The 25273-nt window shown below is 63.2% G+C and carries 27 protein-coding genes and 1 pseudogene; 12 read left to right on the top strand and 16 right to left on the bottom strand.

What is annotated here, in order from left to right; genetic code table 11:
- Nucleotides 1–68: 68 nt before the first annotated feature.
- Nucleotides 69–911 carry a MetQ/NlpA family ABC transporter substrate-binding protein gene (locus PQR08_RS23450; RefSeq protein WP_250487857.1) on the top strand — a complete coding sequence of 281 codons (843 nt, stop codon included), beginning with the start codon at nucleotides 69–71 and terminating at the stop codon, nucleotides 909–911.
- A gap of 51 nt (nucleotides 912–962) precedes the next feature.
- On the opposite strand, the gene PQR08_RS23445 is transcribed toward PQR08_RS23450, so the two are convergent.
- Entirely contained in the window at nucleotides 963–1313 is a 351-nt protein-coding gene (locus tag PQR08_RS23445; protein ID WP_408162453.1) for a DUF3088 domain-containing protein, read from the bottom strand.
- Nucleotides 1314–1597: 284 nt separating this feature from the next.
- Between PQR08_RS23445 and PQR08_RS23440 the strand changes: the two are divergent.
- Nucleotides 1598–2182, top strand: a pseudogene (locus tag PQR08_RS23440) (NADPH-dependent FMN reductase); the annotation flags it as partial.
- Nucleotides 2183–2195: 13 nt separating this feature from the next.
- Here the strand turns inward: PQR08_RS23440 and PQR08_RS23435 are convergent.
- From PQR08_RS23435 to PQR08_RS23415, 5 genes are all read right to left on the bottom strand, one after another.
- On the bottom strand, nucleotides 2196–3665 hold the full coding sequence (locus PQR08_RS23435) for an NAD(P)-binding domain-containing protein (protein WP_250487853.1): 1470 nt from the start codon (nucleotides 3663–3665) through the stop codon (nucleotides 2196–2198).
- A gap of 15 nt (nucleotides 3666–3680) precedes the next feature.
- Complete coding sequence (locus PQR08_RS23430; protein ID WP_250487852.1) at nucleotides 3681–4703, bottom strand: ABC transporter substrate-binding protein; 1023 nt, start codon at nucleotides 4701–4703, stop codon at nucleotides 3681–3683.
- A 22-nt stretch (nucleotides 4704–4725) separates the two neighbouring features.
- The gene (locus PQR08_RS23425; RefSeq protein WP_250487851.1) at nucleotides 4726–5511 is read right to left on the bottom strand and encodes an ABC transporter ATP-binding protein; all 786 of its coding nucleotides are present in this window, start codon (nucleotides 5509–5511) and stop codon (nucleotides 4726–4728) included.
- Nucleotides 5505–6527 carry an ABC transporter permease gene (locus tag PQR08_RS23420; protein WP_250487850.1) on the bottom strand — a complete coding sequence of 341 codons (1023 nt, stop codon included), beginning with the start codon at nucleotides 6525–6527 and terminating at the stop codon, nucleotides 5505–5507. The genes PQR08_RS23425 and PQR08_RS23420 overlap by 7 nt, the downstream gene beginning before the upstream one ends.
- A gap of 120 nt (nucleotides 6528–6647) precedes the next feature.
- A complete protein-coding gene (locus PQR08_RS23415; RefSeq protein WP_250487849.1) occupies nucleotides 6648–7283 on the bottom strand; it encodes a peroxidase-related enzyme in 636 nt (211 codons plus the stop codon).
- Nucleotides 7284–7563: 280 nt separating this feature from the next.
- Here PQR08_RS23415 and PQR08_RS23410 point away from each other — a divergent pair, with 280 nt between their 5' ends.
- Nucleotides 7564–8766: an acyl-CoA dehydrogenase family protein gene (locus PQR08_RS23410; RefSeq protein ID WP_250487848.1), complete on the top strand. Its 1203-nt coding sequence runs from the start codon at nucleotides 7564–7566 to the stop codon at nucleotides 8764–8766.
- 49 nt (nucleotides 8767–8815) lie between these two features.
- Here the strand turns inward: PQR08_RS23410 and PQR08_RS23405 are convergent, their stop codons facing one another.
- Nucleotides 8816–9295, bottom strand: a complete 480-nt coding sequence (locus PQR08_RS23405) for a RidA family protein (RefSeq protein ID WP_250487847.1) — start codon at nucleotides 9293–9295, stop codon at nucleotides 8816–8818.
- 288 nt (nucleotides 9296–9583) lie between these two features.
- On the opposite strand from PQR08_RS23405, the gene PQR08_RS23400 reads away from it, so the two are divergent.
- Entirely contained in the window at nucleotides 9584–10627 is a 1044-nt protein-coding gene (locus PQR08_RS23400) for an acyl-CoA dehydrogenase family protein (protein WP_408162450.1), read from the top strand.
- A gap of 18 nt (nucleotides 10628–10645) precedes the next feature.
- On the opposite strand, the gene PQR08_RS23395 is transcribed toward PQR08_RS23400, so the two are convergent.
- From PQR08_RS23395 to PQR08_RS23355, 9 genes are all read right to left on the bottom strand, one after another.
- Nucleotides 10646–10972 (bottom strand): 4Fe-4S dicluster domain-containing protein, encoded by a 327-nt coding sequence (locus tag PQR08_RS23395; RefSeq protein ID WP_250487845.1) that lies wholly within the window; start codon nucleotides 10970–10972, stop codon nucleotides 10646–10648.
- Nucleotides 10969–12597 carry an FAD-dependent oxidoreductase gene (locus PQR08_RS23390; protein ID WP_408162448.1) on the bottom strand — a complete coding sequence of 543 codons (1629 nt, stop codon included), beginning with the start codon at nucleotides 12595–12597 and terminating at the stop codon, nucleotides 10969–10971. The genes PQR08_RS23395 and PQR08_RS23390 overlap by 4 nt, the downstream gene beginning before the upstream one ends.
- Nucleotides 12594–13385, bottom strand: a complete 792-nt coding sequence (locus PQR08_RS23385) for an ABC transporter permease (RefSeq protein WP_408162446.1) — start codon at nucleotides 13383–13385, stop codon at nucleotides 12594–12596. Before PQR08_RS23385 ends, PQR08_RS23390 begins: the two co-directional genes overlap by 4 nt.
- A gap of 21 nt (nucleotides 13386–13406) precedes the next feature.
- Nucleotides 13407–14207, bottom strand: a complete 801-nt coding sequence (locus tag PQR08_RS23380; RefSeq protein WP_408162444.1) for an ABC transporter ATP-binding protein — start codon at nucleotides 14205–14207, stop codon at nucleotides 13407–13409.
- 19 nt (nucleotides 14208–14226) lie between these two features.
- Nucleotides 14227–15237: an ABC transporter substrate-binding protein gene (locus PQR08_RS23375; protein WP_250487841.1), complete on the bottom strand. Its 1011-nt coding sequence runs from the start codon at nucleotides 15235–15237 to the stop codon at nucleotides 14227–14229.
- A gap of 14 nt (nucleotides 15238–15251) precedes the next feature.
- Nucleotides 15252–16181 carry a TauD/TfdA dioxygenase family protein gene (locus PQR08_RS23370; protein ID WP_250487839.1) on the bottom strand — a complete coding sequence of 310 codons (930 nt, stop codon included), beginning with the start codon at nucleotides 16179–16181 and terminating at the stop codon, nucleotides 15252–15254.
- A gap of 138 nt (nucleotides 16182–16319) precedes the next feature.
- Nucleotides 16320–17045, bottom strand: coding sequence for an amino acid ABC transporter permease (locus tag PQR08_RS23365; RefSeq protein WP_250487838.1), 726 nt, complete (start codon nucleotides 17043–17045; stop codon nucleotides 16320–16322).
- Complete coding sequence (locus PQR08_RS23360) at nucleotides 17042–17773, bottom strand: amino acid ABC transporter permease (protein WP_250487837.1); 732 nt, start codon at nucleotides 17771–17773, stop codon at nucleotides 17042–17044. The genes PQR08_RS23365 and PQR08_RS23360 overlap by 4 nt, the downstream gene beginning before the upstream one ends.
- A 68-nt stretch (nucleotides 17774–17841) precedes the next feature.
- A complete protein-coding gene (locus tag PQR08_RS23355) occupies nucleotides 17842–18651 on the bottom strand; it encodes an ABC transporter substrate-binding protein (RefSeq protein ID WP_250487874.1) in 810 nt (269 codons plus the stop codon).
- A gap of 301 nt (nucleotides 18652–18952) precedes the next feature.
- Here PQR08_RS23355 and PQR08_RS23350 point away from each other — a divergent pair, with 301 nt between their 5' ends.
- The 8 genes from PQR08_RS23350 (at nucleotide 18953) to PQR08_RS23315 (ending at nucleotide 25133) form a co-directional block, all read left to right on the top strand.
- On the top strand, nucleotides 18953–19921 hold the full coding sequence (locus PQR08_RS23350) for an AraC family transcriptional regulator (protein ID WP_250487836.1): 969 nt from the start codon (nucleotides 18953–18955) through the stop codon (nucleotides 19919–19921).
- A 104-nt stretch (nucleotides 19922–20025) separates the two neighbouring features.
- Nucleotides 20026–20592, top strand: a complete 567-nt coding sequence (locus PQR08_RS23345) for a carboxymuconolactone decarboxylase family protein (protein ID WP_408162476.1) — start codon at nucleotides 20026–20028, stop codon at nucleotides 20590–20592.
- Nucleotides 20589–21650, top strand: a complete 1062-nt coding sequence (locus tag PQR08_RS23340; protein ID WP_408162440.1) for an acyl-CoA dehydrogenase family protein — start codon at nucleotides 20589–20591, stop codon at nucleotides 21648–21650. Before PQR08_RS23345 ends, PQR08_RS23340 begins: the two co-directional genes overlap by 4 nt.
- Entirely contained in the window at nucleotides 21647–22411 is a 765-nt protein-coding gene (locus PQR08_RS23335; protein ID WP_250487835.1) for an ABC transporter ATP-binding protein, read from the top strand. The genes PQR08_RS23340 and PQR08_RS23335 overlap by 4 nt, the downstream gene beginning before the upstream one ends.
- 22 nt (nucleotides 22412–22433) lie before the next feature.
- On the top strand, nucleotides 22434–23624 hold the full coding sequence (locus PQR08_RS23330) for an ABC transporter substrate-binding protein (protein ID WP_408162438.1): 1191 nt from the start codon (nucleotides 22434–22436) through the stop codon (nucleotides 23622–23624).
- The gene (locus PQR08_RS23325; protein ID WP_408162436.1) at nucleotides 23617–24429 is read left to right on the top strand and encodes an ABC transporter permease; all 813 of its coding nucleotides are present in this window, start codon (nucleotides 23617–23619) and stop codon (nucleotides 24427–24429) included. The genes PQR08_RS23330 and PQR08_RS23325 overlap by 8 nt, the downstream gene beginning before the upstream one ends.
- An 81-nt stretch (nucleotides 24430–24510) precedes the next feature.
- Nucleotides 24511–24795 (top strand): type II toxin-antitoxin system Phd/YefM family antitoxin, encoded by a 285-nt coding sequence (locus tag PQR08_RS23320; RefSeq protein WP_250487833.1) that lies wholly within the window; start codon nucleotides 24511–24513, stop codon nucleotides 24793–24795.
- Nucleotides 24795–25133: a type II toxin-antitoxin system RelE/ParE family toxin gene (locus PQR08_RS23315; RefSeq protein ID WP_250487830.1), complete on the top strand. Its 339-nt coding sequence runs from the start codon at nucleotides 24795–24797 to the stop codon at nucleotides 25131–25133. The genes PQR08_RS23320 and PQR08_RS23315 overlap by 1 nt, the downstream gene beginning before the upstream one ends.
- Nucleotides 25134–25273 lie beyond the last annotated feature (140 nt).

Genomic DNA, 25273 nt, shown 5'->3' with positions numbered 1-25273 from the left:
TCCATCGTTTCGCTGCGCGTTCTGGCGTTGATAGCATCGCGCGTTCACTCATCCCAACACGTGCTCACATGTTCGATTCACATCGCTCATCTGTCTTATGGTCAGGAAAGCTGCTCGCCCTCGCGCTCGCATGCTGCGCGCTCGCCCCGACGCTCGCCCGGGCTGCCGATGATCCGACTACCCTGCGCGTCGGATTCGTTCCTGGTCCTTACGCGGACGAATTCCGGCAAGGCGTCGAACCGCAACTCGTCCGGAAGGGTTACACGGTGCGCTACGTCGAGTTCAGCACGGGGCTCGAAGCGAATCAGGCCGTCTATCGGGGCGAGATCGTGGCGGATGTCATGCAGCACAGCATCTACCTCAAGTCATACAACGACCGCAACGGAACCGATCTGGTGGGCGTGGTTCAGGTGCCCACGCCGCCGATGGGGCTGTTTTCGAACAAGCACCGCGCGCTGTCGGAGGTCAAGAAAGGCGCGACCGTCGCCGTGCCCAACGACCCGGTCAATCTCGAACGTGCGCTCAAGATCCTTCAGCGCATCGGCTGGATCCGCATTCGTCCGAACCCGAATCCCGTCGATGTCACGGAACGCGACGTGATCGACAATCCGGCGGGCATCCGGCTGGTGCCGCTGGAATCGGCGCAGGCGCCGCGCGCGCTCGAAGATGTCGATTTCGCGGCGATTCAGGGCAACTTCGCGGTATCGAGCGGACACGCGCTGTCGAGCGCGCTCGCGCTCGAACAGATGAGCTCTCCCTACGTGAATCAGGTGGTGGTGAAGGCCGCGAATCAACATTCGAAGCAGACTGAGGATATCGTCGCGGCGTATCGCTCGGATGCTTTCCGGCAGGCGATCACCGGCAACCATGCATATGACGGGTTCCGCCTGCCCGACTACTTTCCGCACTGAAGTCGCACCGAAGCGAATCGGCGCGCGATCCACACCGCGCGCCTGCCTGGTTCAATCGTGCACTTTCGGGAATCCGTGCCGCTCCGCCAGCAGCGCAAGAATACGGCGCGTGTCCGTGACGAAGCGCTTCTCGCCCAGCGTTTGCGCGTCGTCCGGCGCGGGATATTCGGTGCCCAGCACCAGCACGGGCAGGCTCTGATGCTCCTCGCTCAGGGCTTCGACGGCGGCGCGGCGCGGACGCCCGAAGGGCACGCGGCGGATATCGAGCCGGCTGGTCCGCGCGGTATCGCTCGCCAGCAATCCTTCGATGGGCGCGCCGTCCGGACAGGTGAATACTTCGCCCGGGCGCTTCGGATCGGTGAAGCCCGGTTCCAGCAGAATCAGCAAATCGCGTTGGGTCATGATGGTGGCGTTCGTGGTTGAGACCGCACTAGCGTAGTCACGACGCGCATCGATGGAAACGAATTGCATCTGATATTGAAATCAGATGTGCGAATGAGGACCACATCGTGCATCCGCCGGCGCTTTCGTGCGAGTTGGCGGCGCATCAAGGCGCGAGCGCCATCGAATAACGTTAGCTGAATTACTTTGTTCTTGCGCGATATATCGCTCGCTAGACTACGCGCTGCCGGCCGCTCGCCGGTCCATCGCGGTACAGATATGCCGCTTTCTCCCGGAGTCTCCACTTGTCCCGTATCGAACCATCGCGTCCTCCGATCATTGTCGGAATCGGCGGCACCACGCGCGCTGAATCGTCGACCGAACGCGCGCTCGGGTTTGCGCTGAAGGGCGCTCAAGAGGCAGGCGCGCAAGTGCGCTTGTTCGGTGGCGCTTTCCTGCACGGACTGCCGCATTACGCGCCCGAAACCTCGGTATTGACCGATGCACAGCGAGAACTGATCGAAGCCGTCCGCTCGGCCGACGCGCTGATCATTGCCACGCCGGGCTATCACGGCGGCATTTCCGGCATGGTCAAGAACGCGCTCGACACGCTGGAAGAATTGCGTGACGACACACGTCCCTATCTCGACGGCCGCGCGGTGGGCGCGATCGTGACTGCTTACGGCTGGCAAGCCGCGGGCACGGTGCTCACGTCGCTGCGTTCGATCGTGCATGCGCTGCGCGGATGGCCGACGCCCTTCGGCGCCGCAGTCAATACACTGGAAACTCGCTTCGAGAGCGCCGACTCCTGCTCGGACCCGAAAGTAAGCGAACAACTGCTGACGGTGGGTCGGCAGGCGTCGGCATTCGCGCTGGCCTTCAGCGCGCACTGAGCGCGCCGTATCAGTCGGCCGACGCTTCGGCACCCGACTTGCGATAGAGGCGATGCGCGAACGCCGCATTGTCGAAGTCAGCGGGAACCTGACCGTTCATGCGGGCCTCGTGTGCATCGAGATCGTCGATGAACAAATCCTGACTGATGCGCCGCACGACTGCCGGAATGTCTCGCTTCATGCACGGCACGTCACCCACCGGCACGCCGCGGCTCACAAAGCCCGCCGGATTGAATACATGGATGTTACGCAGAAACGGCGCTTCGCCCGGCTGCTTCTCCACGTATTCGAGCGCATCGCCGAGATAGGGATGCGCGCCGAGCGCGTCGTCACGCTCATCCGGCGATGGCGTGTAGCGATCGCGCCAAAGCAGCACATGATCGGCGATGCGGGCGAGTTCAGGCCGCGCGTGGAGATCGACGGCATAGCCGGTGCCGGCAATCACGAAGTCGAAGTCGAACGCACCGTCACCGGTGCGAGCATGCACGCGATCGCCCTCGACCCCGGCTTCGTGCCACGGTGCGCCCAGATGCAGATGAAAGTTGGCGTGACGCGCGACGCGCTCGACGGCGTCGGCGGGCGCGGTGGAACCGGCGCGCCGGAAGCGCAGCGCCTGCCGCCAGCGCACCGCGTCGGGCAGCGACGGGAAGTTGTCGTACGCGCCGGGGTAGGCACGCGCCCGGCTGACTGGAACCGCCGGCAGGTCGGCACGGCGCACGAACAGATGCACGTCGCGTGCGCCGGCTTCGAGCGCGGTCGCGGCGGCATCAAAAGCCGAGGCCGCCCCGCCGATCACCGCGACGGACTTGCCCGCGAGCGCGGCGAAATCGATGGCATCCGACGTATGCGCGAGATGCGTCGCCGGCAGCGCCTGGAGCGGCGGCGCGATATTCGGCCGTCCATTGCCCCACACGCCGTTGCCGAGAATGATCTTGCGCGCCGTCTCCACGCGATGTTCGACACCGCTTGCCGTGCGCACCATGAGATGCAGCCGGAAGTGCGCGCCTTCCGGCTCGATCAGCGTAAGCGTGGTGCCGTATCGAACCTGAAGGCCAAGGAAGGTGCGATACCAGTCGAGATATTCAGCCCACTGAGTGCGTCCGATCCGCTCGATATCCGCATACGACGCCTCACCGTGCCGCGCTTCGTGCCACGCCTGAAAGCTCAACGCGGGCAGTCCGCCTTCCGGCCCCGGCAGAATCTTCGGCGTGCGCAGGCGATTCATGCGCGCGTAATGGGTCCATGATCCCGCTCGCGCTTCGTCGGCTGCGGCATCGATCACACTGACCTGGCCGATGCCCGCGCGCCGCAGCGCAAATGCGAATGCCGCACCCGTCTGCCCGCCGCCGACGATCAGCACGTTATGGTCGATTCCCTCTCTCGCCACGACCCAGTTGTCCGGATCGGGGCCGATGAGACGCAGCGTTTCCCGTGCGCCGATATCATGATCGCCTGCTTGCGAAAGTTTCGTATAACTCATGTATGGAAGACTCGTTCAGGCAAGAACATCCGAGAACACGCGCGTCGCAAAGCGATTGCTGTCCGTGCTCGCATTGATGACGCCGACCGTCTTGAGATCGTCGGCGTACAGCGATATTTCCTTCTTGAATGCATCGCCCGTCGGATGATGATGGTGCGTATGGCTGCGCAGCATCGCCGCAAGTTGCGCCACGTTGGCGCTGGGCGCATTCGGCGCGAAGATGGCCGCCGCTTCGTCGGGATGATTGGCGGTCCATTCGGTGGCTTCGAGCAGCGCCTGCGTCAATGCCTGAGCCGTCGCCCGGTCCTTGCGCACCAGTGAGCCCCGCACGCCGAGCACGCAGCACACGCGGTTCGCATACTCGCCGCACAGGTTGTTCGACACCTCGTAGAGATGGTCCGACTCGCGCAGATTCCAGATGGTCGGATCGCCGTCGGCAATGGCCTGCACTTCGCCTTTTTTCAACGCTTCGCCGAGCAGCGGCGCGGGATACTGCCGCCAGTGCACGTCGTTCTCCGGATCGATGTTGATCTTTTTGAAGCTGATCGCGAAGAAGTTCTTCGCCGGGCTCGCCATGTCACTCACACCGATGGTGCGCCCTTTCAGACCCTGAAGATCGACGATGCCGGACGACTTCGATGAAAGTACCCGCATACAGCCGCCATGGATGCCAGCGGTCAGCTTCACATCGAAGCCCTGTTCGAGCGGCTTGATCCAGCGCAAGGCCATGCCCACACCCGCATCCGACTTGCCGGTCGCGATGGCTTCCAGCAGTTGATCCGTCGAGCCGGCGAAATTGACCAGTTCGACATCCAGCCCGTGCTTGCGGAAAAAGCCTTCTTTCACCGCGACCGGCACCGGAGCGGTACAGATGCCGCCCGCGTTCCACGACAGCTTGAGCTGCTTCAGTCCTTCGTCGGCTGCCGCGCGCGTGGCGGGCAGACCGAAACTCTCTCCGGCAAGCGCGAGACCGCCCGCGCTCCACGCAGTTTTTGCGAGCCAGGCGCGTCTTGACGGATCTTTCAAAGCGGAGTGCATCGTATGGTTTCCTTATGAGCTTTCAGGTGTCGAGACCGAGTTGCGCGAGCACTTCGCGCCGCAATGCGACGAGTTTCGGATCGTCGCGATGACGGGGATAGGGCAGATCGTTGCGGACCTCCGTGAGAATGCGCGCCGGACGCGCCGAAAACACGATCACGCGATTGGCGACGTAGAGCGCTTCCTCAACGTCGTGCGTGACGAGCAGCACGGAGAAATTCGCGCGCTGCCACAGGCGCACCAGTTCGCCCTGCATACGAATGCGCGTGAGCGAGTCCAGTTTGCCGAACGGCTCGTCGAGCACCAGCAGGCGCGGATCGTTGACGAGCGCGCGCGCCAGCGCCGCGCGCTGCGCCATGCCGCCAGAAAGTTGATGCGGATGCGCATCCGCGAAGGCGGACAGGCCGACCAGTTCCAGCGCCGCGTCGATGCGCGCACCCGCCTCGCGGCGCGTGCCTTGCGCCTGCGGCCCCAGACCGACGTTCTCGCGCACCGTGCGCCACGGAAACAGCGTCGGGTCCTGAAAGACCACGACTCGTGAGGGATCGGGACCGGTGATCGGCGCACCGTCATCGTGCAGCGTGCCTTCGAGCGGTTGATCGAGGCCCGCGACGAGCCGCAGCAAGGTGGACTTGCCGCATCCGCTCGGGCCCAGCAGCGCTACGAATTCGCCCGGCTCCACGGACAGACTGATGTCGCTGAGCACGGGCAGCGTTTCGCCCTTGAGCGCAAATGCATGACTGACATGCCTTGCGTCGATGCGCGAGCCCTGCGCCTGCTGTGTTCTGACCGCCGCCGCGCTCACCATTTCAACACTCCCTTTTGCCAGCTCAGCACCCGGTCGCGCACCTTGAACAGCAGCGTGATCAGCCCCGAGCACATCAGCGCCATCACGAGCAGCGCCGCGTACATGTTCGAATACGCAGCCCAGCCCTGCGCCCATTGCAGATACCAGCCGAGTCCGGCCTTCACACCCATCATCTCCGCGACGATCAGCACCGAGAACGATGCACCCAAGCCCATGAACAGGCCGACGAACACATTCGGCAGCGCCGCCGGAATCGCCACGCGCAAGATGAGAAACGAAGGCTTTGCGCCGAGCGTGCGCGCCACGTCATAGAACGCCTTGTTGACGCCCGCCACGCCCGACCAGGTGAGCACCGTCACGGGGAACGCCGTCGCGAGCGCAATCAGAAAGACGCTGGCGGAAAAGCTCGACGGAAAGAAGAAGAAAGCCAGCGGCAGCCATGCGGTTGCAGGCAGCGGACCGATCAGCCGCAATACCGGATGCAGCCAGTAGCCCACCGCTCGCGACCAGCCGATGGACACGCCCGCCGCGAAACCGGTCAGCGCGCCGAGCACATAGCCATAAGCGAGCAGAACGAACGAGTGACCGACGCTTGCGGCGAGCCGTGGCAGGTCGTCGAAGAACACCGCGATGAGCGCTTGCGGAGGCGCGAAGAACGGACGCGGCAACCATTCGAGCTGGGCGGTCGCTGCTTCCCAGGCGGTGATGCCTATGGACAGCGCGAGCAGCCACGGCGCGGCATCGATCCATTTCGATGCAAGCCGCGTACGCGCCACGGTTCCCGCGACAAGCAGCGCACAGGCGATCGCCAGCGCGATCTCGAGAATCAGCAGTTCGCGTGTATGGGGCCAGTCGTCGAGTGACGGCCACCACTGGATGAGCGCTGCGCCGCCCAGCCATCCAAGCGTGGCGAGCGCGGCGATAAAGGTCTTGCGCGGCGCGAGCGGCGCATGCGAAGCAGCCTCATGCGTCTGCCCGATGCTGTTCGCATCCAGCGTCTGAGTGCGTGTGGACATAGTGAAGAGATGGAAGGCCGACGAGTGAACCTGCGCAGCGTAGCGATCCGATAAGCGGATGTGAATCAATCAATTGGACTATCGATATGCTTCGGCCGCGCGAATCGTCATGAATAGCGCTCACACGGTCTTCAGATCGCGACCCGAGAAAAACCGATCGTCCGGCACGACATTCAATGCAATCGTCAGCCGATTGGCATAGTTGAAGAACGCGGATATCTCGAGCACTTCCGTGATGGCCTGAGCGGTGAATCCGAGCGTGCGCAACTCGTGCAGGTCTTCTTCTCTGATACCGCCCGCGTCGGTGCTCAATCGCTCCGAAATCTCCGCGAGCGCGTGCTCTTTCGGTGTGAGGCGGACGTGGTGATAGCCCTGCGCGATACGTTGCGCGCGCACGGTGTCGCCGAGCACGCCCGCCAGCGCCTGGGTGTGATTGAACACGCAGTAGCTGCACTCGTTGACTGCCGACGTGACGACGGCGATCAGTTCTCGTTCCGCCGCGGTCAGATGACTGCGATGCGGATCGAACAGGTGTTCGTAAAACGTCACCAGCCGATATGCCGTGTCGGGATTGATGGACAGTGCCGCGAGCCAGTTCGGCACGAAACCGTATTGACGGCGGAACTTCGCATAGATCGACTTGACATGCGGCGGCAGGCGTTCTTCGTCGGCGACGCCGAAGCGTGAGACCGGTTCCTGATCCCGTGCGGCGAGGGACGGATCGAATGATGTGGTGTCTGAAACGAGTGTGGACATCGTCGGGCTCTCCCGGAATAAGGGCAAAAGCTCAAGTTAATGCACACGACATGCCCGGCTTCGACCGATTTTTCATAAGCTATCCGTAATTTATGAACATCGCATAAGTCGAATAGCTAATCGCAAATCGATATTGGATCGCACGATCGGGCGCGGCGCAGAATCGAGCGCAGCAGCTATGCCTTTTTTCCCCTTTTTCCCAACGTGGACGGCGATACGACGGAAGTTACAGGCGTCGGAACACGACGAGTATTTCCCGTTCTCGCATAAAGGAGTCTCGATGAGCGCCGTACTCGAACCCGCTGTCGCGCGGGCATCCTCTCATGATTCGACGCATCTGCTGTCCGATCCCTTGCTCGACGTCATCGGCAAGCGTGCAGCGGCTTACGATCGCAAAAACGAGTTCTTTTCCGAAGACCTGAGCGACCTGCACGACGCGAATTTTCTGCGCGCGAGCGTGCCGGTCGAGTTCGGCGGGCTCGGCCTGACGCTGCCGGAATTGCAACGTGAGCAGGCGCGGCTTGCAGCGCGTGCGCCATCGACAGCGCTGGCGCTGAACATGCATCTGTATTGGGTCGGCGCAGCGCTTCATCTGTACCGGCGCGGCGACCTCTCGGCGCAATGGATTCTGGAGGAAGCGGGCGCGGGCAAGGTGTTCGCGGCCGGCCACGGTGAGCCGGGCAACGATCTGGGTCTCGCGTGGTCATCGGTGAAAGCGACGCCGCTGCCGGATGGCGGATATCGCTTCGATGGCCGAAAGATTTTCACGTCGCTGGCGCCGGCCTGGGACTGGCTCGGCGTGCACGGTATCGATGAAACGGACCCCGCCGCACCGAAGATCGTGCATGCGTTCATCCGGCGCGATGCGGCCGGACATCGCACGGTGCAGACGTGGGACGCCCTCGGTTTGCGCGCTACGCGCAGCGACGACACGTTTCTCGAAGGCGCCATCGCGCCACGGGCGCAGGTGCTACGGGTGCTGCCTGCGGGCATTCCCGACGATCCGTTCGTCGACGGCATCCTGGGCGCCGTACTGCCCGGTCTGGGCGCGGTCTATTACGGCATCGCCAAACGCGCTTTCGATCTCGCCGTGCAGACTGCGAAGACGCGAAGTTCCCCCGCCATCGGAGGCAAGACGTTTGCGTATAAACCACTGACGCAGCAGGCCGTCGCGCAGGCCGCCATCGAGCTCGCGAGCATCGAGGCGCTGATCGAACGTGCGGCGCAGCGCTGGTGGAACGGGTACAACGAGGATGAATTGTGGATCGCGCACTTGCTGGCGGCAAAACAACATGCGGTGGATGGCGCTTTGCGCGTGGTGAACCTTGCGTTGAAGATCGCGGGCGCGTCGTCACTGTCGCGCAATGGTGAACTCGAACGGCTGTATCGCGACGTGCGCGCGGGCGCGTTTCATCCGCCTAACGCCGATGCCGCCCATGAGGTCATCGGTCAGGCCTGGCTCGGCGTGCTGGGAAAGGTGTGATCGACACAGCGTGCGGCGCACCGGCGCCCGCACGCGCTATGTACTGCCCTCACTGACCGTTGCGTGATGCGCGTACGCCGACGATCGCCCGAAGAATGACCGGCTGACCGCCGCGCAACGACACCGCGCCGAACACCGAACGCGCATGCACACCGGCCTCGCCGAGCACCTCGACCAACAGGTCAGACGCACCGTCGAGCACCTTCGCGTGGTCCTCGAAAGCAGCGTCCGCATTGACGAAGCCCTGCACGTCGAGCACCTGACCGACATGATCGAGCGAGCCGAGTTCGTCGCGGAGCACGAGCAGCAGTTCGATCGCAGCTTCGCGCGCGAACGCGATGCCGTCGGCGACCGTGAGCGTCTCGCCGAGCCTGCCTTTGGGCGGCTTGTCTCCGACCGCGCCGCTGGTGGATTTGCCCGAAACGAAAATCAGATCGCCCCAGCGCGTGGCATTGCGATAGTTCGCTCTCGGTTCGTTCGAGGTACGGCGCGGTTCGATCAGGCGGTTCAGTCTTTCGTCGGCGCTCATGTCGCTCCTGTGGCTTCGGACGTGTTTCGGATCGCGGGCGTGCTCGGCCCGGTCGGGAATCGTACGCAACAGTTGCAGGCAACGTAACCATCGAAGCGAGATATCGATATGAGCGGATGCGGATCGAATCGGCCCTTCGTAAACGCCGCCCGGCAATAACAAACCATACAAGCTCTCAGATGACGAACCCGAACACACTAATCGATGCCGCCGCCGACCTCGCCCGCGGCTTCTCGGAAGCAGCGGCGGAACACGACCGCAGCGGCGCGCCGCCCGCCGCGCAATTCGATGCGCTCGAAGCCGCAGGTCTGCTACGCGCCAACATCAGGCGAGAACGATGGCGGCTTCGGCGCGGGACTCGCGGTGTCGCGGGCGATCGTCGGCGAAGTGGCGCGCGGCGATCCGTCCGTCGCGCTGATTCTCGCCATGCACTACTGCCAGCACGCGATCATCGCGCGGGCCGAGCACACCGGCTCCGGCGACTGGCCGCCCGCGCTCGCGCATCGGCTGAAGGACGCATCCGTGCGCGGCCGCGCGCTGCTGAACGCCGCGCAGGTCGAACCGGGACTCGGCTCGCCTTCTTACGGCGGCCTGCCGGATACCATCGCGCGGCGGCACGGCGACGGCTGGCGTCTGTCGGGGCATAAGGTCTATGTGACGGGCGCGCCGCTGCTGTCGTGGATCAACGTGCTGGCACGCACCGATGAAGAAGTGCCGCGCCCGGGTCTCGTGCCGCGCGAGGCGCCCGGCGTGCATATCCACGAGACATGGGACCCGGTCGGCATGCGTGCCACCGCGAGCCAGGACGTGGTGTTCGAGAATGTGTCGCTCGATGCCGATGACGCCGTCGCATTGCAACCCGCGCATCTCGGCCTGCAACGCGATCCGCACGTCATCGCGTGGTATCTCAATCTGGTTGCCTCGGTGTACGACGGCGCGGCGCGGGCGGCACGCGACTGGGTCGTATCGTTCGGGAAGGAGCGCAAGCCGTCGGTGCTCGGCGGCGCGGCGCTTGCGACGGTGCCATCGGTACAGGAAGGCATCGGTCAGATCGAGTTGCGGCTTGCCGCAAGCGACTGGCTGCTGCGCTCTCACGCCGAAGCGCTCGATGCGAATCGGGCACCGGGCACGCTTGCCGCCGTCGTCAAACACGAAGTCATCGACAATTCGATCGCGGCGGTCGAAGCGGCTATCGATCTGGCGGGCAACCATGGACTGGCGCGGCGAAACCCGCTGGAGCGGCATCATCGCAATGTGCTGTGCAGCCGGATTCATGCGCCGAACAACGGCCTCATTCGCATCAATGCGGCCAGGGCGGCGCTGGGCGTTTGAGCGAGCGCCGCGTCCTCGTCAATGCGCGCGGCTCAGCAGTTCATAGCTGGCGTCGTCCGCGGCCCCCGAACGCTGACCGCGACGCCAGCCGACCGCCTGTCGATAGCTTCCGATGAGCGTTCGCGCCGCTTCTTCCACGTTCGCGCTCGCCACCGTCTGCGGCGCGACATAGAGCGCGTCTTCCGGGCAATACAACTCGCACATGAAGCAGGTCTGACAATCGTCCTGCCGCGCGATGACGGGCACGTCGCCCGACGATGACGCGGCGTCGAAGACATTGGTCGGGCAAGCGCGCACGCAGATATTGCAGCCCGTGCAGCGTTCCGTATCGACGATCTCGATCATGCGGCCACGTCCTCCCTGATTTCATTGCCCACGGCATGAGGCGTAACCCAGACTTCATCCAGCCCGCCGCTCAGCAGGCGATGACGCTGGGCCGGATCGGCCGCCGGATGATCCGCGCGACGAGCCATGCCGCGTGTCTCCGTGCGGGCCAGCGCACTGCGATACATCCAGCGCGACACCGCGAGCATGGCAACCGCCTCGCGGGCGCGCACCGCCTCTTTTCTTTCCGATGCCGACGCCGCGCGCACCTGTCGCCACAGCGCATCGAGCCGGGACAAGGAGTCTTCGAGCTGATCGACGCGGCGCGTCCAGTTGCGCTGCGTGGGCAGCACCTCGGCCTGAACTGCCCGCACGAGCGCGGCGGAATCGATGGCGGCATTCGACGGACCATCGTGCAAGGCCGCGCCACCGGCGCGCAGTACCGTTCGCGGCGTGCGCAGCGCACCCACGGCGCGCGCGTGATCCGCCGCGCCCGCGCCCGCCCAGAAGCCCGACGACATCGCCCAGGCGGCATTGTGGCTGCCGCCGCCGGTGAAGCCGCCGCAGATGAGTTCGCGCGTGGCGGCATCGCCCGCAGCATAGAGACCGGAAACGGACGTGGCGCAGTCGGCGTCGATCACATGCAGTCCGCCGGTGCCGCGCACCGTGCCTTCGAGGCGCAGCGTGACCGGAAAATGCTGCGTGAAGGGATCGATTTTCAAGCGGTCGAACGGCACGAAGAAGTTCGGCTGCGAGCGGCGCATCCACGCGCGAATATCCTCGTCCGTGCGATCGAGACAGGCGAAGACCGGCTGCGTTTCCAGCGTCTTCGCGATCACCCCGCGCCCATGCGACGATCCCGCGCCGGGAATCGCCGTGCCGCTTGCATCGTAGAAAGTGGCCCAGTTATAGAACAGCGATTTCGTCACCGATGAAAAGGCCGGTCCCAGCCCGTACGCATTCGAAAACTCCATGCCGGAACATTCCGCCCCGGCTTCGGCGGCCATCAGCAGTCCATCGCCCGTCAGCACGTTGCAGCCGAGCGCATTGCTCATGAAGGCACAGCCGCCCGTTGCCATGACCACACTGCCCGCGCGTATGCTCCAGGTCTCGTCCGCCTGCCTGTGCACGCCCGCCGCGCCCGCCACCGCACCATGATCGTCGACCAGCAGTTCGAGCGCCGGACTATGGTCGAGAATGCGCGCGCCCGCTTCCTTCACGCGGCGTCGCATCAGGCGCATGTACTCGGGACCTTGCAGCGACGTGCGGCGCGCATGGCCCGCTTCGTCGACGGGAAACGGATAGCCCCATTCCGCGAGGCGCTCGCTGTTGAGCCAGGTCTGCTCCAGCACGCGGTCCATCCACACATGTTCTGCAAGTTCGCCGCCGAGCGCATAGCGGCTCGCGCGGGCGCGTTCGCGTGCTTCCCGGTCGCGCGGCACGTACCAGACGCCCGTGCCGGACGGCGCGGTCGCCCCCGACGTGCCGCAGAAACCCTTGTCGGCCAGCACCACCCGCGCACCGCGCGCGGCGGCACTGATGGCGGCCCACGTGCCGGCCGGACCGCCGCCGATCACGAGCACGTCGGCTTCATAGTGCCGCTGTGTATCCGATAACCCCATCGATATCCCCGCGCGCCGCGTCATGCCTGCTCCTTCCATGCGGCGAGCCGCCGTTCCGCCAGCAGCACGCCGTGATTGAACGCCAGCCCCAGCAACGCCAGCGCGACGATGCCCGCATACATCTTCGGTATCTCGAAGGTGAATTGCGAGTAGTTGACGAGATATCCCAATCCCGCTTTCGCGCCGACCATCTCCGCGGCAATCAGCACGAGAATCGAATAAGCGCCCGCAATGCGAATGCCAGTGAACACCGAGGGCACCGAAGCGGGCAACACGACCTTCACGAACAACTGCAAGGGCTTGAGACCCATGGAACGCGCCGAGCGAATCAGCAACGAGTCGACGTGACGTACGCCGCTCACCGTGTTGAGCACCACCGGCCAGATGCACGAATACACCACCATCGATATCTTCGACGTTTCGCCCATGCCGAGCACCAGCACGAACACCGGCAGCAAGGCCAGCGGCGCGGTATTGCGGAACAGTTCGAGCAGCGGATCGAGCACTTCGGCCAGTGTCCGATACCAGCCGATGAACAAGCCCAGCGGTACACCGAGCGCCACCGCAATGGCGAAACCGCTCAACGCCCGCGCGGCGCTCGCGAACACATGCACCCAGAGCTCGCCGGATAACGCCATCTCGTACAACGCCCGCAGCACGACCGAAAATGGCGGCAGAAATGTTCGATCGACCCAGCCCAGACGCGGCAACGCTTCCCACAAAGCCACGAAGACGACAATGGCGATGCTCGATCGCAAGGCGCGCGGCAGAGCCCACGCAAAGCGAATCGGCGTCGCGACGACGATACTCATCGACACTCCTCGGGTTGGAATTCAGGCCGCCTGCGCGACCTGCAAATGGACCGCGCCGCGCCGCGCGCGGATCAGTTGCCCGATCTCGTGCCGCAGCCGCACAAATTCGGGCGTCGCACGCACGTCTTCGCTGATATCGCTCTTCGGCACAGGGACCGGCAGCACATGTGTAATGCGGCCCGGCGACGCCGCCATCACCAGCACGCGCTGACCGAGATAAATGGCTTCGTCGATCGAATGCGTGATGAAGACGATGGTCGTGCCGGTGCGCTTCCAGATGCGCAATAGCTCGTCCTGCAAGGCCTCGCGCGTTTGCGCATCGAGGGCGGCGAACGGCTCGTCCATCAACAGCACGTCCGGTTCGTAAGCCAATGCGCGCGCAATCGCGACACGCTGCTTCATGCCGCCCGACAACTGATGCGGGTATCGGTCCGCGAACGCATGCAGGCCCACCAGTTCCAGAAAGCGCCGCGCCCGCTCGTTGCGCTCTCTCTTCTCGATACCTTTCGCTTCCAGCCCGAACGCGACGTTGCCGAGCGCGGTCTTCCACGGAAACAACGCGTACTGCTGGAACACGATGCCGCGATCCAACCCCGGCCCTTCGACCTTGCGGCCATCGATGAGAATCTCGCCGGCATCGGCCTGCGTGAGTCCGCCGATCAGATCGAGCAGCGTGGTCTTGCCGCAACCGCTCGGTCCGACCAGCGTGACGAATTCACCCCTGGCCACATGGAACGACACGTTTTCGAGTATCGCGAAGCGCTCGCGCTGGTTGACCTGATATCCTTTCGATACGTTTCGGATACCTATCGATGCACTCATCGAAGCGACTCCCGATGCATCAGTGGCTCGCCACTGCCTGATTGAACGGATTGAACTGGTTGGAGTAGACCGCCTCCGGTTTCACCTGACCGGCCTTCAGTACGCCATTCTTCACGTACCAGTCGATATAGGTCGTGAAGTCGTCGGCCGCGATCACGCCGCCTTTTCCGCCGACTCCCGGCGACTTCCAGTAATTGACGATCGACGTATCTTCATTACGATGCCGCGCCTCGACGATCTTCTTCAGACGCGCCACCACCTGATCGCGCGGCGTGCTTCGCGTCCATTCGATGGCGCGCGCGGTCCCGTCCACGAACTTGCGGACCGTGTTCGGGTTCTGCGCAATGAAGCGATCGGTGAACAGATAACTCGCATAGCCGTAGGAACCGAACTGCGCATAATCGGTCGTGAGCAGGCGCGCCCCGCCATCCGCCAGCAGTTTGTCCTTGATGATGTCTTCGAGAAAGATGGCATCGAGTTGATTTTGTTTGAGCAGTTGCGCGAGATTCACGGGCGGCGCGGGCACGAAGGTCACCTTGTCGATATCCGCCTGCGACAAGCCCGACTTCTGCAGATACGCCGTAACGAGATACTGCTGATAGGCCCCCGGCGTATTCACGCCGATCTTCTTGCCGATCAGATCGCGCGGCGCCTTGATCGCGCTGTCCTGAAGCACGAACAGGCCGCCGTTGGTCTCCTTGTCGGTGCCGACGTACGAGATCACCGCCTTCACCGGCGCATGCGCGGCGACCAGCTTGACGATCGATCCGTTGAAGGCGCCGCCGAAATCGACATCGCCCGTCACAGCCGCCTGAATATCCTGTGGACCGCTGATGGTGTTGCCGACCCACTTGAGTTTGATCGGCGCCAGATAGCCCAGGTCTTCGGCAAGCTCGGGATACAGCACCTTGCTTGCCCAGCCCTGATAGCGCAGTTCGGTTTTTTCGGGTGTTTGCGCGTAGCTCGCCGCGCTGGCCGCGAACGCGGCCACGGGCAACGCAACATGGATGAATCGCCGGATAACAGTCACGCGTGCGCCTCCGATCAGAACACGCCGTCGTGTTCGAGCGTGATGCGATGGATGCGCCGTTTCGCCGTCCCGTAATCGCGCGCGGCATAGTGCTGGACCTGACGGTTGTCCCAGATGGCGACATCGCCTTGCTTCCATTCGAAGCGCGCCTGCACTTCCGGCGTTTTGATCAGGTCGTAGACATAGTTCAGCAGGCTCTGACTCTGCGTTTTGGATACACCGAGAATATGGCTCGTATGCCCTTCGTTGACGAACACCAGCTTGCGTCCGTTTTCCGGATGCGTCTTGATGACCGGCACCTCGATGGGCGGATATTTCTGCGCGGCGTCGCGCACGCGTTCCAGGCCCGCCTCGACGCTGTTCTCTTCCGCGCCCTCGGGAATTTCATAGCCGCTCAGGAGATCGGCGAGCGCGCCTTTCTTGGGTGAGGCGATGAAGGTATTCACCGCGGTCAGCTTTTCGAAGTAGCGGGCCAGATCGGCATCCAGCAGGTCGAAGACAGCCGCCGACGAGGCCCAGATCGTGTCACCGCCCCCGCCTTCCGGGATCTCCTGCGCATGGAGGACGGTGGCCTTGGGCGGTTGATGCTGCCACGAGACATCGACGTGCCAGTTATCCGTCCCGCCCGAACGGGTCTTGTCGCCGCCGTGAGCGATGACCTCGATCTCGGGAAAACCCGACACCGCCGGCAGATAAACGTTCTTGCGGATCGGATTGCCGAAGATGCGCGCGAGCGCCACATGCTGTTCGGACGTGAGCGCCTGTTCACGAAAAAAGATCACGCCATGATCGACCAACGCCTGCCGCAGCGTCTGGCGGTTATCGTCGCTGAGCGGTGCGGACAAGTCGACATTTTCGATGACCGCGCCGACCAGCGGCTTGTAACGCCGTACGCGCAGGTCCTGATGATGTTGCGTTTGCGGATTATCCAGCACCGTGCTCATAGGTTTCTCCGTGGTCGTTGTGTCGTTGAATCAGACCATCGGGCAGCAGTGCTTCGCAACGAAGCATTTTTAGCAAGCGTATGAACGATTGATCGATGACGCTTTTCACCACTCCGCTCGAATGCTTCGTCCAATGCGTTATTTACGGACCGCGTGCGGATGTCCTATGTTCTGAGGTTGCGCGCCGCGTTCCGGGACCCCGACGTGCCGCCTCAGCAAGCGGCTTGCCGACCACTGCAAGGCCCCGCACAGCAGCAGATAGACGAGACCGACGATCAGGAAAATCTGCGCGGGATACACCATCAAACGATTATTGAGCTGGTTGGCGAGAAACGTGAACTCGGGCACGCCGACGATATACGCAAGCGACGTGTCCTTCACCAGCGAGACCCATTGATTGACGAACGAAGGCATCATCACGCGCACGGCTTGCGGCAGGATCACATGACGCAGCGCCTGCCACTTCGTGAGGCCCAGCGACAACGCCGCCTGCCGCTGCCCTTCTCCAATCGACACGATGCCCGTCTGTACCGAATGCGACAGATATGCGCCACCGATCAGCGCCAGTGCGCAGATGACGGTGGCCAGACCCGGCACATTCACGTGCAGCAAAATGGGCATCAGGAAGAAGGTCCAGAAAATCAGCATCAGCACGGGAATCGCCCGAAAGAATGCGACCAGCGCCGTCAGCGAAAGATGCGCGATGCCCCGGGTCATGGCCAGCGCAATGCCGCCTGCCAGCCCGATCATCGCCGCGAGCAGCGCCGATGTGATGGCCAGCACAATAGTCAACGCCACGCCGCCGAGCGGTCCCGCCGGAAACGCGCCGATCAGCAGATAGCGCACCGTATCGATACCGATCATGCGTGACCTCGCTGCAAAGCGCGCGTGCCGGTGCGCTGCCAGACCACCAGCGCCACTTCGATCAGCGCGATGGTCAGCACGTAAAACACGGTGGCGGTGCCGAATGCCTGGAACGTCTTGAAGGTTTCGGTATCCACCTGACGCGACATATACGACAGTTCGCCGACGCCGATCGCCATAGTCAGCGACGAGTTCTTCACGAGGTTCATGTATTGCCCCGCGAGCGGTGGTGTCGCGATACGCAGCGCCTGCGGCAGGATCACATAGCGCAACGCCGTATAGCGGCCCATGCCGAGCGCGGCGGCCGCTTGCTCCTGCGCGTGGCTCACGCCGCGCAGGCCGGCACGGAATTCCTCACCGATGAACGCGCTCGTATAACACGTCAGGCCGATCCATCCCGCGAACAGTTCGAAGCTCGGCCATCGCAGAGTCAGCGGACCTGAACCGATTGCATGCGGCGTGTTGAGCCACGTCATCCAGTCGGACGGCAACAGTGCGGCCGCGCCGAAGTACCAGAACAGCAGTTGCACCAACAGCGGCGAGTTACGGAAGACGAACACATAAAGCGCGGCCATTCGTGCGATGGCGGCATGGCGCGCCGTACGCGCGACAGCCAGTATCAAACCGAGCAAGGTCGCACACAATGCAGCACACGCAGACAAGGCCAGCGTGATAACGAAGCCCTGTTCGAGCCACGCGAAGTACTTGGGTTCAAGCCAGTCGGCCATAACGAAAACGCAGAAAGCCCGCGCCTCGAATGAGCGAGGCGCGGGCAATGGAAGGATGAATCGGCGGCTTAGCTGCTCTTTTGCGGATCGCCGATCTTGTAGAGACGTGGCAAGGGCGCGGCGCTTTTCGGACCGAACCAGGCATCGTAGATCCGGGCGGCCTGACCGTCGGCCTCAAGCTTCGTCAGCGTGGCGTTGACGGCATCGAGCAGGCGCGTTTCGCCCTTCGGTACGCCCACGCCTTCATAGTCGTTGGAGATGGTGAAGGCGGGAATCTCGTAGTTGGCTTTGTCCGGCACGCGTGCCAGCAGCGCCACGAGCTTCGGTCCGTCCTGCGTGATCGCCTGTACGTTGCCCGTGCGCAAAGCGGCGAACGCGAACGGCGTATCGTCATAAGCGACGATGGTCGCGTTCGGAAACTTCGCACGTACCTGCTGCTCGTTGGTGGTGCCCTTGTCCGCGCCGATGCGCAGCGAGTTCAACTGATCCGGCGACTTCAGCACGCCCTTCTTTGCAATGAACTGCGTGCCGGATGCGAAGTACGGCGTGCTGAAATCGACTTCCTTCTTGCGCTCGTCGGTAATGGTGAAGTTGGCGAACACCAGATCGACCTTGCCCGACTTCAGAAACGCGATGCGATTGGCCGGATTGGTCGGCTGCACTTCGAGCTTCACGCCGAGACTTTTGGCGACCGCGTTCGCATAATCCACATCGAGGCCGACGATCTGATTGTTCTTCGGATCGACGAAGCCGAAAGGCGGGTTGCTGTCGAATGCGGCGACCCGCAATACGCCGGCTTTCTTGATGTCATCGAGACGGTCGGCGTGCGCCGCATTCGATGCCGTTGCAAGCAGCACGCTCAGCAATGCCGGAAGCATCACGCCCCAGGTTTTGATCCTCATATCGGTCCTTTTTGTATGTTGCCGGCACGCCGTCGAACGACGACCGCGCATGGCGAGAGCTGCACTTTATCGGTGCATCGAAGGCAAAGGAACGAAGATTTAGTCAGGTCGAAAGCGGAGAAGGAGATTTGGGAGGCGCGTTTGACGTGCCCCATTCGGGCCGCCAGGTTATGACCTCCATGAATATGCAATGCAGCAAATATTGGTTAGCAACCACGCAAGTGATCATTAAGCTCGGCGCTCAACCGCCGACCTTCGCGCGCCTGCGCCATCGATCATGCTGAAATCCGCCGAAAAGGCCGCTGACTGGCTTCTCTCCGGTCTGGAACTGCGCAGCACCTTGTTTCACGTCGGACAATATTGCGGTGTCTGGCGTGCTTCGACAGCGGGACATCAGCGCGCCAGTTTCCATCTGGTGCTGGAAGGTGCGTGCTGGCTACATCTTCCGGCCAGCTTCGGCCGGGCCGCCAGGAGCACGCGGCTCGTTGCGGGCGACGCCGTGTTTTTCATGCACGACACCGCGCATTGCCTCTCACCGGACGAACACGCGCCGGCCGATGACGCATTTGCCGTGCGCATCGGCGCAATGACGCCGCTCGGTGCAAATAGCGAGCCTGAAGCTGGTGTTGCATTGGCCTGCGGTTTCTTCGAGTTTCGCTCCGACCTGGGCGACGCCATCAGCGGATTGCTGCCCGAGCACATCATCGCACGCCATGACGATGTAAAACTCGCAGGCGCGCGCACCACCTTCGAGTTGATCCGCGCCGAAGCCGCGCGGGCGCAGGACGCGCCCTCACCGCTGATCAATCGGCTCACCGACGTCTTGTTCTTTTACGCACTGCGCGCCTTCGCCAGCAGCGACGATTTCGCGCCCGGGCTCTGGTCCGTGATGCGTCGCGCCGAGTTCGCCCCATTGGTCAATGCGATCATCGAGAAGCCGGGGGACGACTGGAACACGCACACGATGGCGGCGCTCTGCCATATGTCGCGGGCCCGCTTCTGCAAACAATTCGCCGAGGCATGCGGCCAGCCTCCGGCGCAATTTCTCGCCTTGCTGCGCATGAAAGTCGCGGCAGAGATGTTGCGCCACGGCGAGAGTACGTCGAACGCGGCGGAACACGTGGGCTACCAGTCCGAATCGGCATTTGCGCAAGCGTTCAAGCGCATCACGGGCTTGCAGCCGGGAGCATGCCGTCGCGCGCGCGGACGCGAACAGGCTGATGCGGCCGAGACGCGCGTGCATTGACCGGCGCGAGACGAATCCGCAGAAACACGAGACAGCTTCGCATTGCCCTCGCCGCCACGATCTTCAACAATGCGTTCATTGTGATCGCCCGTCCCGAGGATGCCATGTCCCGATTGCCGCTTCAAACCATCGATACCGCACCAGAAGCAAGCCGTCCGTTCCTGCAAAAATCACTGGCGGCAAACGGCTTTCTGCCGAATTTGGTTGCCTCGCTGGCCAACGCTCCGGTTGCGCTCGAAACCTATCTGACCGTCGGCGAAATCAATGGCCGCAGCGGCCTGACGCTGGCCGAACGTGAAGTCGTGCAGATCACGGCCGCAGCCATTCACGGCTGCGGGTTTTGCGTTGCGGGCCATACGGCGGTCGCCCTCAAGAAGGCGCAGTTGCCCGAAGCATTGGTCGACGAAATTCGTTCACAAGCTGAGCTTTCCGATCCGAAGCTCGACGCGGTCGCAAGCTTCACGCGTGAAGTGATCGCCACGCGCGGCGCCGTCTCCGACAAGGCCTTCGCCGCGTTCAAAGCAGCACGCTATACCTATGCCAGCGCACTCGAAGTCATCCTCGGCGTGAGCCTCGCCACGCTCTGCAACTTCGCCAACAATCTGGCGCGCAACGAGTTGAATCCGCAACTCGAGGCCTATCGCTGGGAACCGAAGGCGCAGACCGCATGAATTCGCTCGCTGCGTGGCTCGAGACGCATGCCGAAGCGCTCGACAGCGATCCTTCGCGCGCCTCCGAAGTGCTGCCGCAACTGGTGCGCGCGGGCGCAGCCGCAGTCGGCGTGCCGGAAACGCTGGGCGGTGCGGGCGGCACCATTGCGGATGCCATCGATATCGTCGCGGCAGTCGCGCAACGCTCGCTGACGGCGGCGTTCGTGTTGTGGGGGCATCGCACCTTCATCGAATATGTACAGCGCAGCGACAACGGCGTTCTGCGCGAACGCACGCTCGCGCCATTGCTCAAAGGCGAGATTGCGGGCGCGACTGGCTTGTCGAATGCGATGAAGTACTTGTCGAATATCGAAGCCTTGCAGATGCGCGCCACGCGCCGTGCCGAAGGCTTCACGCTCGACGGCAGCCTGCCGTGGATCACCAATCTGCGCCGCGAGGGTTTTATCGCCGCGGCCGCCTTCGAGCATGAAGACGGCACGCCGCCTTCCATCTTCGCCATTCCACACGATGCACCCGGCGTGCAACGCAGCGACGATCTCGATCTGATCGGGCTGCGTGCGAGCAACACGGCGGCTTTGCAAGTCAGTGAGGTGTCGCTCGATGCGAGCTATCGCCTCACTGCCGATGCGCGCAACTGGCTGTTACACGTGCGCCCCGCTTTCCTGGGCTTGCAGTGCGGCATGTCGATCGGATTGGCCAGGCGTGCCTTGCAGACCACGTCAGAAGCGAGCGCGGCGTCGCGTGATTCGATCCGCGCGGAAGTCGCGGAAGCCGAGGCAAAACTCGGCGAACAAAGCGCGCACCTCAGAACAGGCGTACTGGATGGCACGTTTCTCGAACGGCCCGCCGCGCTGTTCCAGTTGCGTATCGATCTCGCCGATACGGTCACCCGCGCCGTCTCGCTCGAAGTGCAGGCCAGCGGCGGACGCGGCTATCTGCGCGGCCAGACCGGTACGGCACGACGCGTGCGCGAGGCTTCGTTCATTCCGATCGTCACGCCCAGTCTCGTTCAGTTGAAAGCGCAACTGACGCAGCATCGTCCCGTGAGCGTGGCGTGAAGCCGGGCGCGCAGATCGTCGCGAATGGCGTGAGCTTGCGGTATCCGCACCGCAGCGTGCTCAATGGTGTCGACTTGTCGGTCGCGCCGGGTGAGATCGTTGCGCTGCTCGGTCCGAGCGGATGTGGCAAGTCTTCGTTGCTGCGGACCATCGCAGGACTTACGCGCGCCACGTCCGGAACCGTGCAGGTGGATGGTCAGGCGCTCGGCGGTCCGCGCTCGGATGTGGCGCTGGCGTTCCAGGACCCATGCCTGTTGCCGTGGCTCAGCGTCGAACGCAACGTCGCCTTCGGCCTGACCTTCAGGCGGCAACCGCATGTGGCGCGTGCGGATCGCAAGGAACGCGTGACGCGGGCGCTTGCCGCTGTCGGTCTCGAACATGCGCGTGCCCTGCTGCCCTCGCAGTTGTCCGGCGGCATGGCGCAGCGCGTGGCGCTGGCGCGCAATCTCGCCCGCGAACCGCGCGCCTTGCTGCTCGACGAACCCTTCGGCGCACTCGATGAAATCACCCGCGCCGACATGCAGCAGTTGCTGATCGATGTCATTCACCGCACGGGCGCATCCGCGCTGCTGGTCACACACGATATCGACGAAGCCTTGCTGGTCGCGGATCGAATCGTGTTGCTCGGCAGTCGCGGGACGCTCGCCGGGAACTGGCCGGTGGACTTGCCGCATCCCAGACAAACGCAGATTCGCTCGCTCGGCGAATTGCGCATTTCAATCCTTCAGGCACTGCAAAACTCGATGAAAGAGGCAGCCTGAATTCAGCGGGGAAACTGATTCGATGTGCCAACTACCGATGTCGCGCCGAGAGTGGCTCAAGCTCGCGTCGCTGTTCACCGTGACGGGTGCTGCGCCGCTGCTGCAATCCTTGAATGCACGCGCGGCGACCGAACCGGACGCGCCTGTGCGCATCGGCTACTTGCCGATCACGGATGCCGCGCCGTTACTGGTCGCGCACAACAACGGCTATTTCGACGCAGCCGGCATCAAGGCGGACAAGCCCACTCTGCTGCGAAGCTGGGCACAACTCGTAGAAGCGTTTCTGTCCGGGCAGGTCAACGTCGTCCACCTGCTCTCGCCGATGACGGTCTGGGCGCGATACGGCAGCAAAGCGCCCGCCAAGGTGGTCGCATGGAATCACGTCAACGGGTCGGCGCTCACGGTCGCGCCCGACGTGAATTCGCTCTCCGATCTTGGCGGCAAAACCGTTGCCGTGCCCTTCTGGTATTCGATCCACAACGTCGTCTTGCAGGACATGCTGCGCGCGCAGGGCCTGACGCCCGTGCTGAAACGTACCAGCGCGCCAGGTCCCAAGGAAGTGAATCTGATCGTGATGCCGCCGTCCGATATGCCGCCCGCGCTGGCATCGAAGCAAATCGCGGGTTATATCGTCGCCGAGCCGTTTAATGCTGCCGCCGAACAACTGAACGTCGGCAAGGTGCTGCGCTTTACCGGCGACGTGTGGCGCAATCACGCCTGCTGCGTGATCTTCATGCACGAACAGGATCTGACCCAGCGCGCCGCCTGGTCGCAGAAGGTCGTCGATGCCATCGTCAAGGCGCAATCGTGGACGCGCGCGCATCCCGAAGAGGCGGCCAGGCTTTTATCGAAGGAAGGCGCGAACCACTACACGCCGCATGCCGCGCCGCTGCTCGCGCGGGTGCTGGCGCCGCAGCCGAGCGAACAGGAGCGCTATCTCGGCGACGGCGCCATTCAGCATGCGGACTGGCATTCGAAACGCATCGATTTCCAGCCTTATCCGTATCCGAGTTATACCGAGGAACTGGTGCGACGCCTGAAGACTACGCAGGTGGATGGCTCGAACCCGTTCATTGCAGCGCTCGATCCTTCGCATGTCGCGAGCGATCTGGTCGATGACCGCTTCGTGAAAAAGAGCATCGAGGCCGTAGGCGGCATGGCGGCATTCGGCCAAAGCGCTGACTATTCGCGCAAGGAGATCATCGTTGTCTAGCGTGCTGGCTCGTGAAACGCCGGTTGCAGCGAAGCACGCGCCGCGTGGCAGCTTGCGCTGGCGCGCGGCCGTGCTCGGTGCAAGCGGGGTGGTTGTGACCGTCGCGCTTTGGTGGCTCGCGGTCACATTGCTCGCCGGCCACAACGCGATGGCGGCCCAGTTCGCGCCGGTCAAGGCGTGGCAGGCGCTGCCCGCGTTGATCAGTGAAGACCGCTTGTTCGAGCATATCCTCACCAGTCTGAAGCGTATTGCGGTGGGTCTGAGCTGGGCGATGTTGATCGGTGTGCCGCTTGGCTTTGCGATCGGACGAATTCGCTGGCTCGAACAGGCGTTGTCGCCGACCCTACAGTTCCTGCGCATGATTTCGCCACTTTCATGGATGCCGATTGCGGTGATGTCGCTGGGCGTCGGCGAACATGCCGTGTATTTTCTGCTGGCCTTCGCAGCGGTATGGCCGCTGGTGATGAGCACGTCGGCAGGCGTCGCCCATCTCGACCGGCGCTGGGTGCAGCTCGGCGAAAGCCTGGCTGCCACGCGCGCCGAAATGCTCTGGCACATCTATGTCCCCGGTATCGCCGCGCATGTGCTGACGGGCGTGCGGCTGGCGATCGGCATACTGTGGATCGTGCTGGTGCCGGCCGAAATGCTCGGCGTCAGCGCCGGGCTCGGCTACCTGATTCTCGATACGCGCGACCGTCTGGCGTACTCGGAACTCACGGCCGTCATCGTGGTGATCGGCGCGCTTGGGTTCCTGCTCGATTTGACTGCGCGCGCCGTGGCCGCAAGGCTGCGCGGCGATGCGTGAACCGGGTCGATCTTCATCATTTGCAATCAGACTGAAAAAAGACTATATTCAGTCCGAATGCAGCGAATTTTTGGAGTCGACATGCACATCGCCGATCACATCAAACCCATCAGTTATCTGAAAAGCGAGGCCGCGCAGATCGTCAAGGATCTGACGGATTCAGGCGAACCGCTGATCATCACGCAGAACGGCGAGGCCAGGCTCGTGGTTCAGGATGTCCGGAGCTACGAGGCCACGCAGCAGACCATCGCCCTGTTGAAAATACTGGCTATCGGTCAAAAGCACATCGATCAGGCGGAGCATGAAGACGGCGACACGTTTTTCTCGGAGCTTGACGAACTCGATCGTGAGCAAAAACTTCGCTGATGCAACGAGCACTTCTGAAGTACAGAATCCTTCCGACCGCTCGAATCGGCATCGATGAGGTACGCGCCTACGTCGTCCGGACCTTCGGATGGGAGTCGTGGCGTGAAACGTCGGCGCAGTTGCAAGAGACGATCGCAACCATCCGCCAGTTTCCCGAAAGTGGCCATGTGCCTGCCGAACTCGAAGCATTCGCGGACGGGCGTTACCGACAAGTCATCTCCGGCAAGAACAGAATCATCTACCAGGTGATCGACGGAACGCTCTACATCCACCTTGTCGCCGACAGCCGTCGGGATCTGCAAGGTCTCCTTCAACGAATCGCGCTTCGATTGATGTAGCGTCCGCAGCCTTTCAGGAAGACCGCGCCGGCCTGATGCGCGATCAGCCGCGCATAGGCACCTTTGCGCGCCGCGCGCGGCGGCGATCATATCGGCTGCCGCGCCGCCCCGGACTAAGGTCTGATGCGTCTCGCGGGGCA

This window comes from Caballeronia jiangsuensis, assembly GCF_046030135.1.
Classification (GTDB): Bacteria; Pseudomonadota; Gammaproteobacteria; order Burkholderiales; family Burkholderiaceae; genus Caballeronia; species Caballeronia jiangsuensis.
This window is presented reverse-complemented; position numbering and strand designations above follow the sequence as displayed.

What these genes read in the sequence shown, in the direction of transcription:
- PQR08_RS23450 (WP_250487857.1), top strand. Translation starts at nt 69, where the DNA reads ATGTTCGATTCACATCGCTCATCTGTCTTATGGTCAGGAAAGCTGCTC.
- PQR08_RS23445 (WP_408162453.1), bottom strand. Translation starts at nt 1,313, where the DNA reads ATGACCCAACGCGATTTGCTGATTCTGCTGGAACCGGGCTTCACCGAT.
- PQR08_RS23435 (WP_250487853.1), bottom strand. Translation starts at nt 3,665, where the DNA reads ATGAGTTATACGAAACTTTCGCAAGCAGGCGATCATGATATCGGCGCA.
- PQR08_RS23430 (WP_250487852.1), bottom strand. Translation starts at nt 4,703, where the DNA reads ATGCACTCCGCTTTGAAAGATCCGTCAAGACGCGCCTGGCTCGCAAAA.
- PQR08_RS23425 (WP_250487851.1), bottom strand. Translation starts at nt 5,511, where the DNA reads ATGGTGAGCGCGGCGGCGGTCAGAACACAGCAGGCGCAGGGCTCGCGC.
- PQR08_RS23420 (WP_250487850.1), bottom strand. Translation starts at nt 6,527, where the DNA reads ATGTCCACACGCACTCAGACGCTGGATGCGAACAGCATCGGGCAGACG.
- PQR08_RS23415 (WP_250487849.1), bottom strand. Translation starts at nt 7,283, where the DNA reads ATGTCCACACTCGTTTCAGACACCACATCATTCGATCCGTCCCTCGCC.
- PQR08_RS23410 (WP_250487848.1), top strand. Translation starts at nt 7,564, where the DNA reads ATGAGCGCCGTACTCGAACCCGCTGTCGCGCGGGCATCCTCTCATGAT.
- PQR08_RS23405 (WP_250487847.1), bottom strand. Translation starts at nt 9,295, where the DNA reads ATGAGCGCCGACGAAAGACTGAACCGCCTGATCGAACCGCGCCGTACC.
- PQR08_RS23400 (WP_408162450.1), top strand. Translation starts at nt 9,584, where the DNA reads ATGCGCTCGAAGCCGCAGGTCTGCTACGCGCCAACATCAGGCGAGAAC.
- PQR08_RS23395 (WP_250487845.1), bottom strand. Translation starts at nt 10,972, where the DNA reads ATGATCGAGATCGTCGATACGGAACGCTGCACGGGCTGCAATATCTGC.
- PQR08_RS23390 (WP_408162448.1), bottom strand. Translation starts at nt 12,597, where the DNA reads ATGACGCGGCGCGCGGGGATATCGATGGGGTTATCGGATACACAGCGG.
- PQR08_RS23385 (WP_408162446.1), bottom strand. Translation starts at nt 13,385, where the DNA reads ATGAGTATCGTCGTCGCGACGCCGATTCGCTTTGCGTGGGCTCTGCCG.
- PQR08_RS23380 (WP_408162444.1), bottom strand. Translation starts at nt 14,207, where the DNA reads ATGAGTGCATCGATAGGTATCCGAAACGTATCGAAAGGATATCAGGTC.
- PQR08_RS23370 (WP_250487839.1), bottom strand. Translation starts at nt 16,181, where the DNA reads ATGAGCACGGTGCTGGATAATCCGCAAACGCAACATCATCAGGACCTG.
- PQR08_RS23365 (WP_250487838.1), bottom strand. Translation starts at nt 17,045, where the DNA reads ATGATCGGTATCGATACGGTGCGCTATCTGCTGATCGGCGCGTTTCCG.
- PQR08_RS23360 (WP_250487837.1), bottom strand. Translation starts at nt 17,773, where the DNA reads ATGGCCGACTGGCTTGAACCCAAGTACTTCGCGTGGCTCGAACAGGGC.
- PQR08_RS23355 (WP_250487874.1), bottom strand. Translation starts at nt 18,651, where the DNA reads ATGCTTCCGGCATTGCTGAGCGTGCTGCTTGCAACGGCATCGAATGCG.
- PQR08_RS23350 (WP_250487836.1), top strand. Translation starts at nt 18,953, where the DNA reads ATGCTGAAATCCGCCGAAAAGGCCGCTGACTGGCTTCTCTCCGGTCTG.
- PQR08_RS23345 (WP_408162476.1), top strand. Translation starts at nt 20,026, where the DNA reads ATGTCCCGATTGCCGCTTCAAACCATCGATACCGCACCAGAAGCAAGC.
- PQR08_RS23340 (WP_408162440.1), top strand. Translation starts at nt 20,589, where the DNA reads ATGAATTCGCTCGCTGCGTGGCTCGAGACGCATGCCGAAGCGCTCGAC.
- PQR08_RS23330 (WP_408162438.1), top strand. Translation starts at nt 22,434, where the DNA reads ATGTGCCAACTACCGATGTCGCGCCGAGAGTGGCTCAAGCTCGCGTCG.
- PQR08_RS23320 (WP_250487833.1), top strand. Translation starts at nt 24,511, where the DNA reads ATGCACATCGCCGATCACATCAAACCCATCAGTTATCTGAAAAGCGAG.
- PQR08_RS23315 (WP_250487830.1), top strand. Translation starts at nt 24,795, where the DNA reads ATGCAACGAGCACTTCTGAAGTACAGAATCCTTCCGACCGCTCGAATC.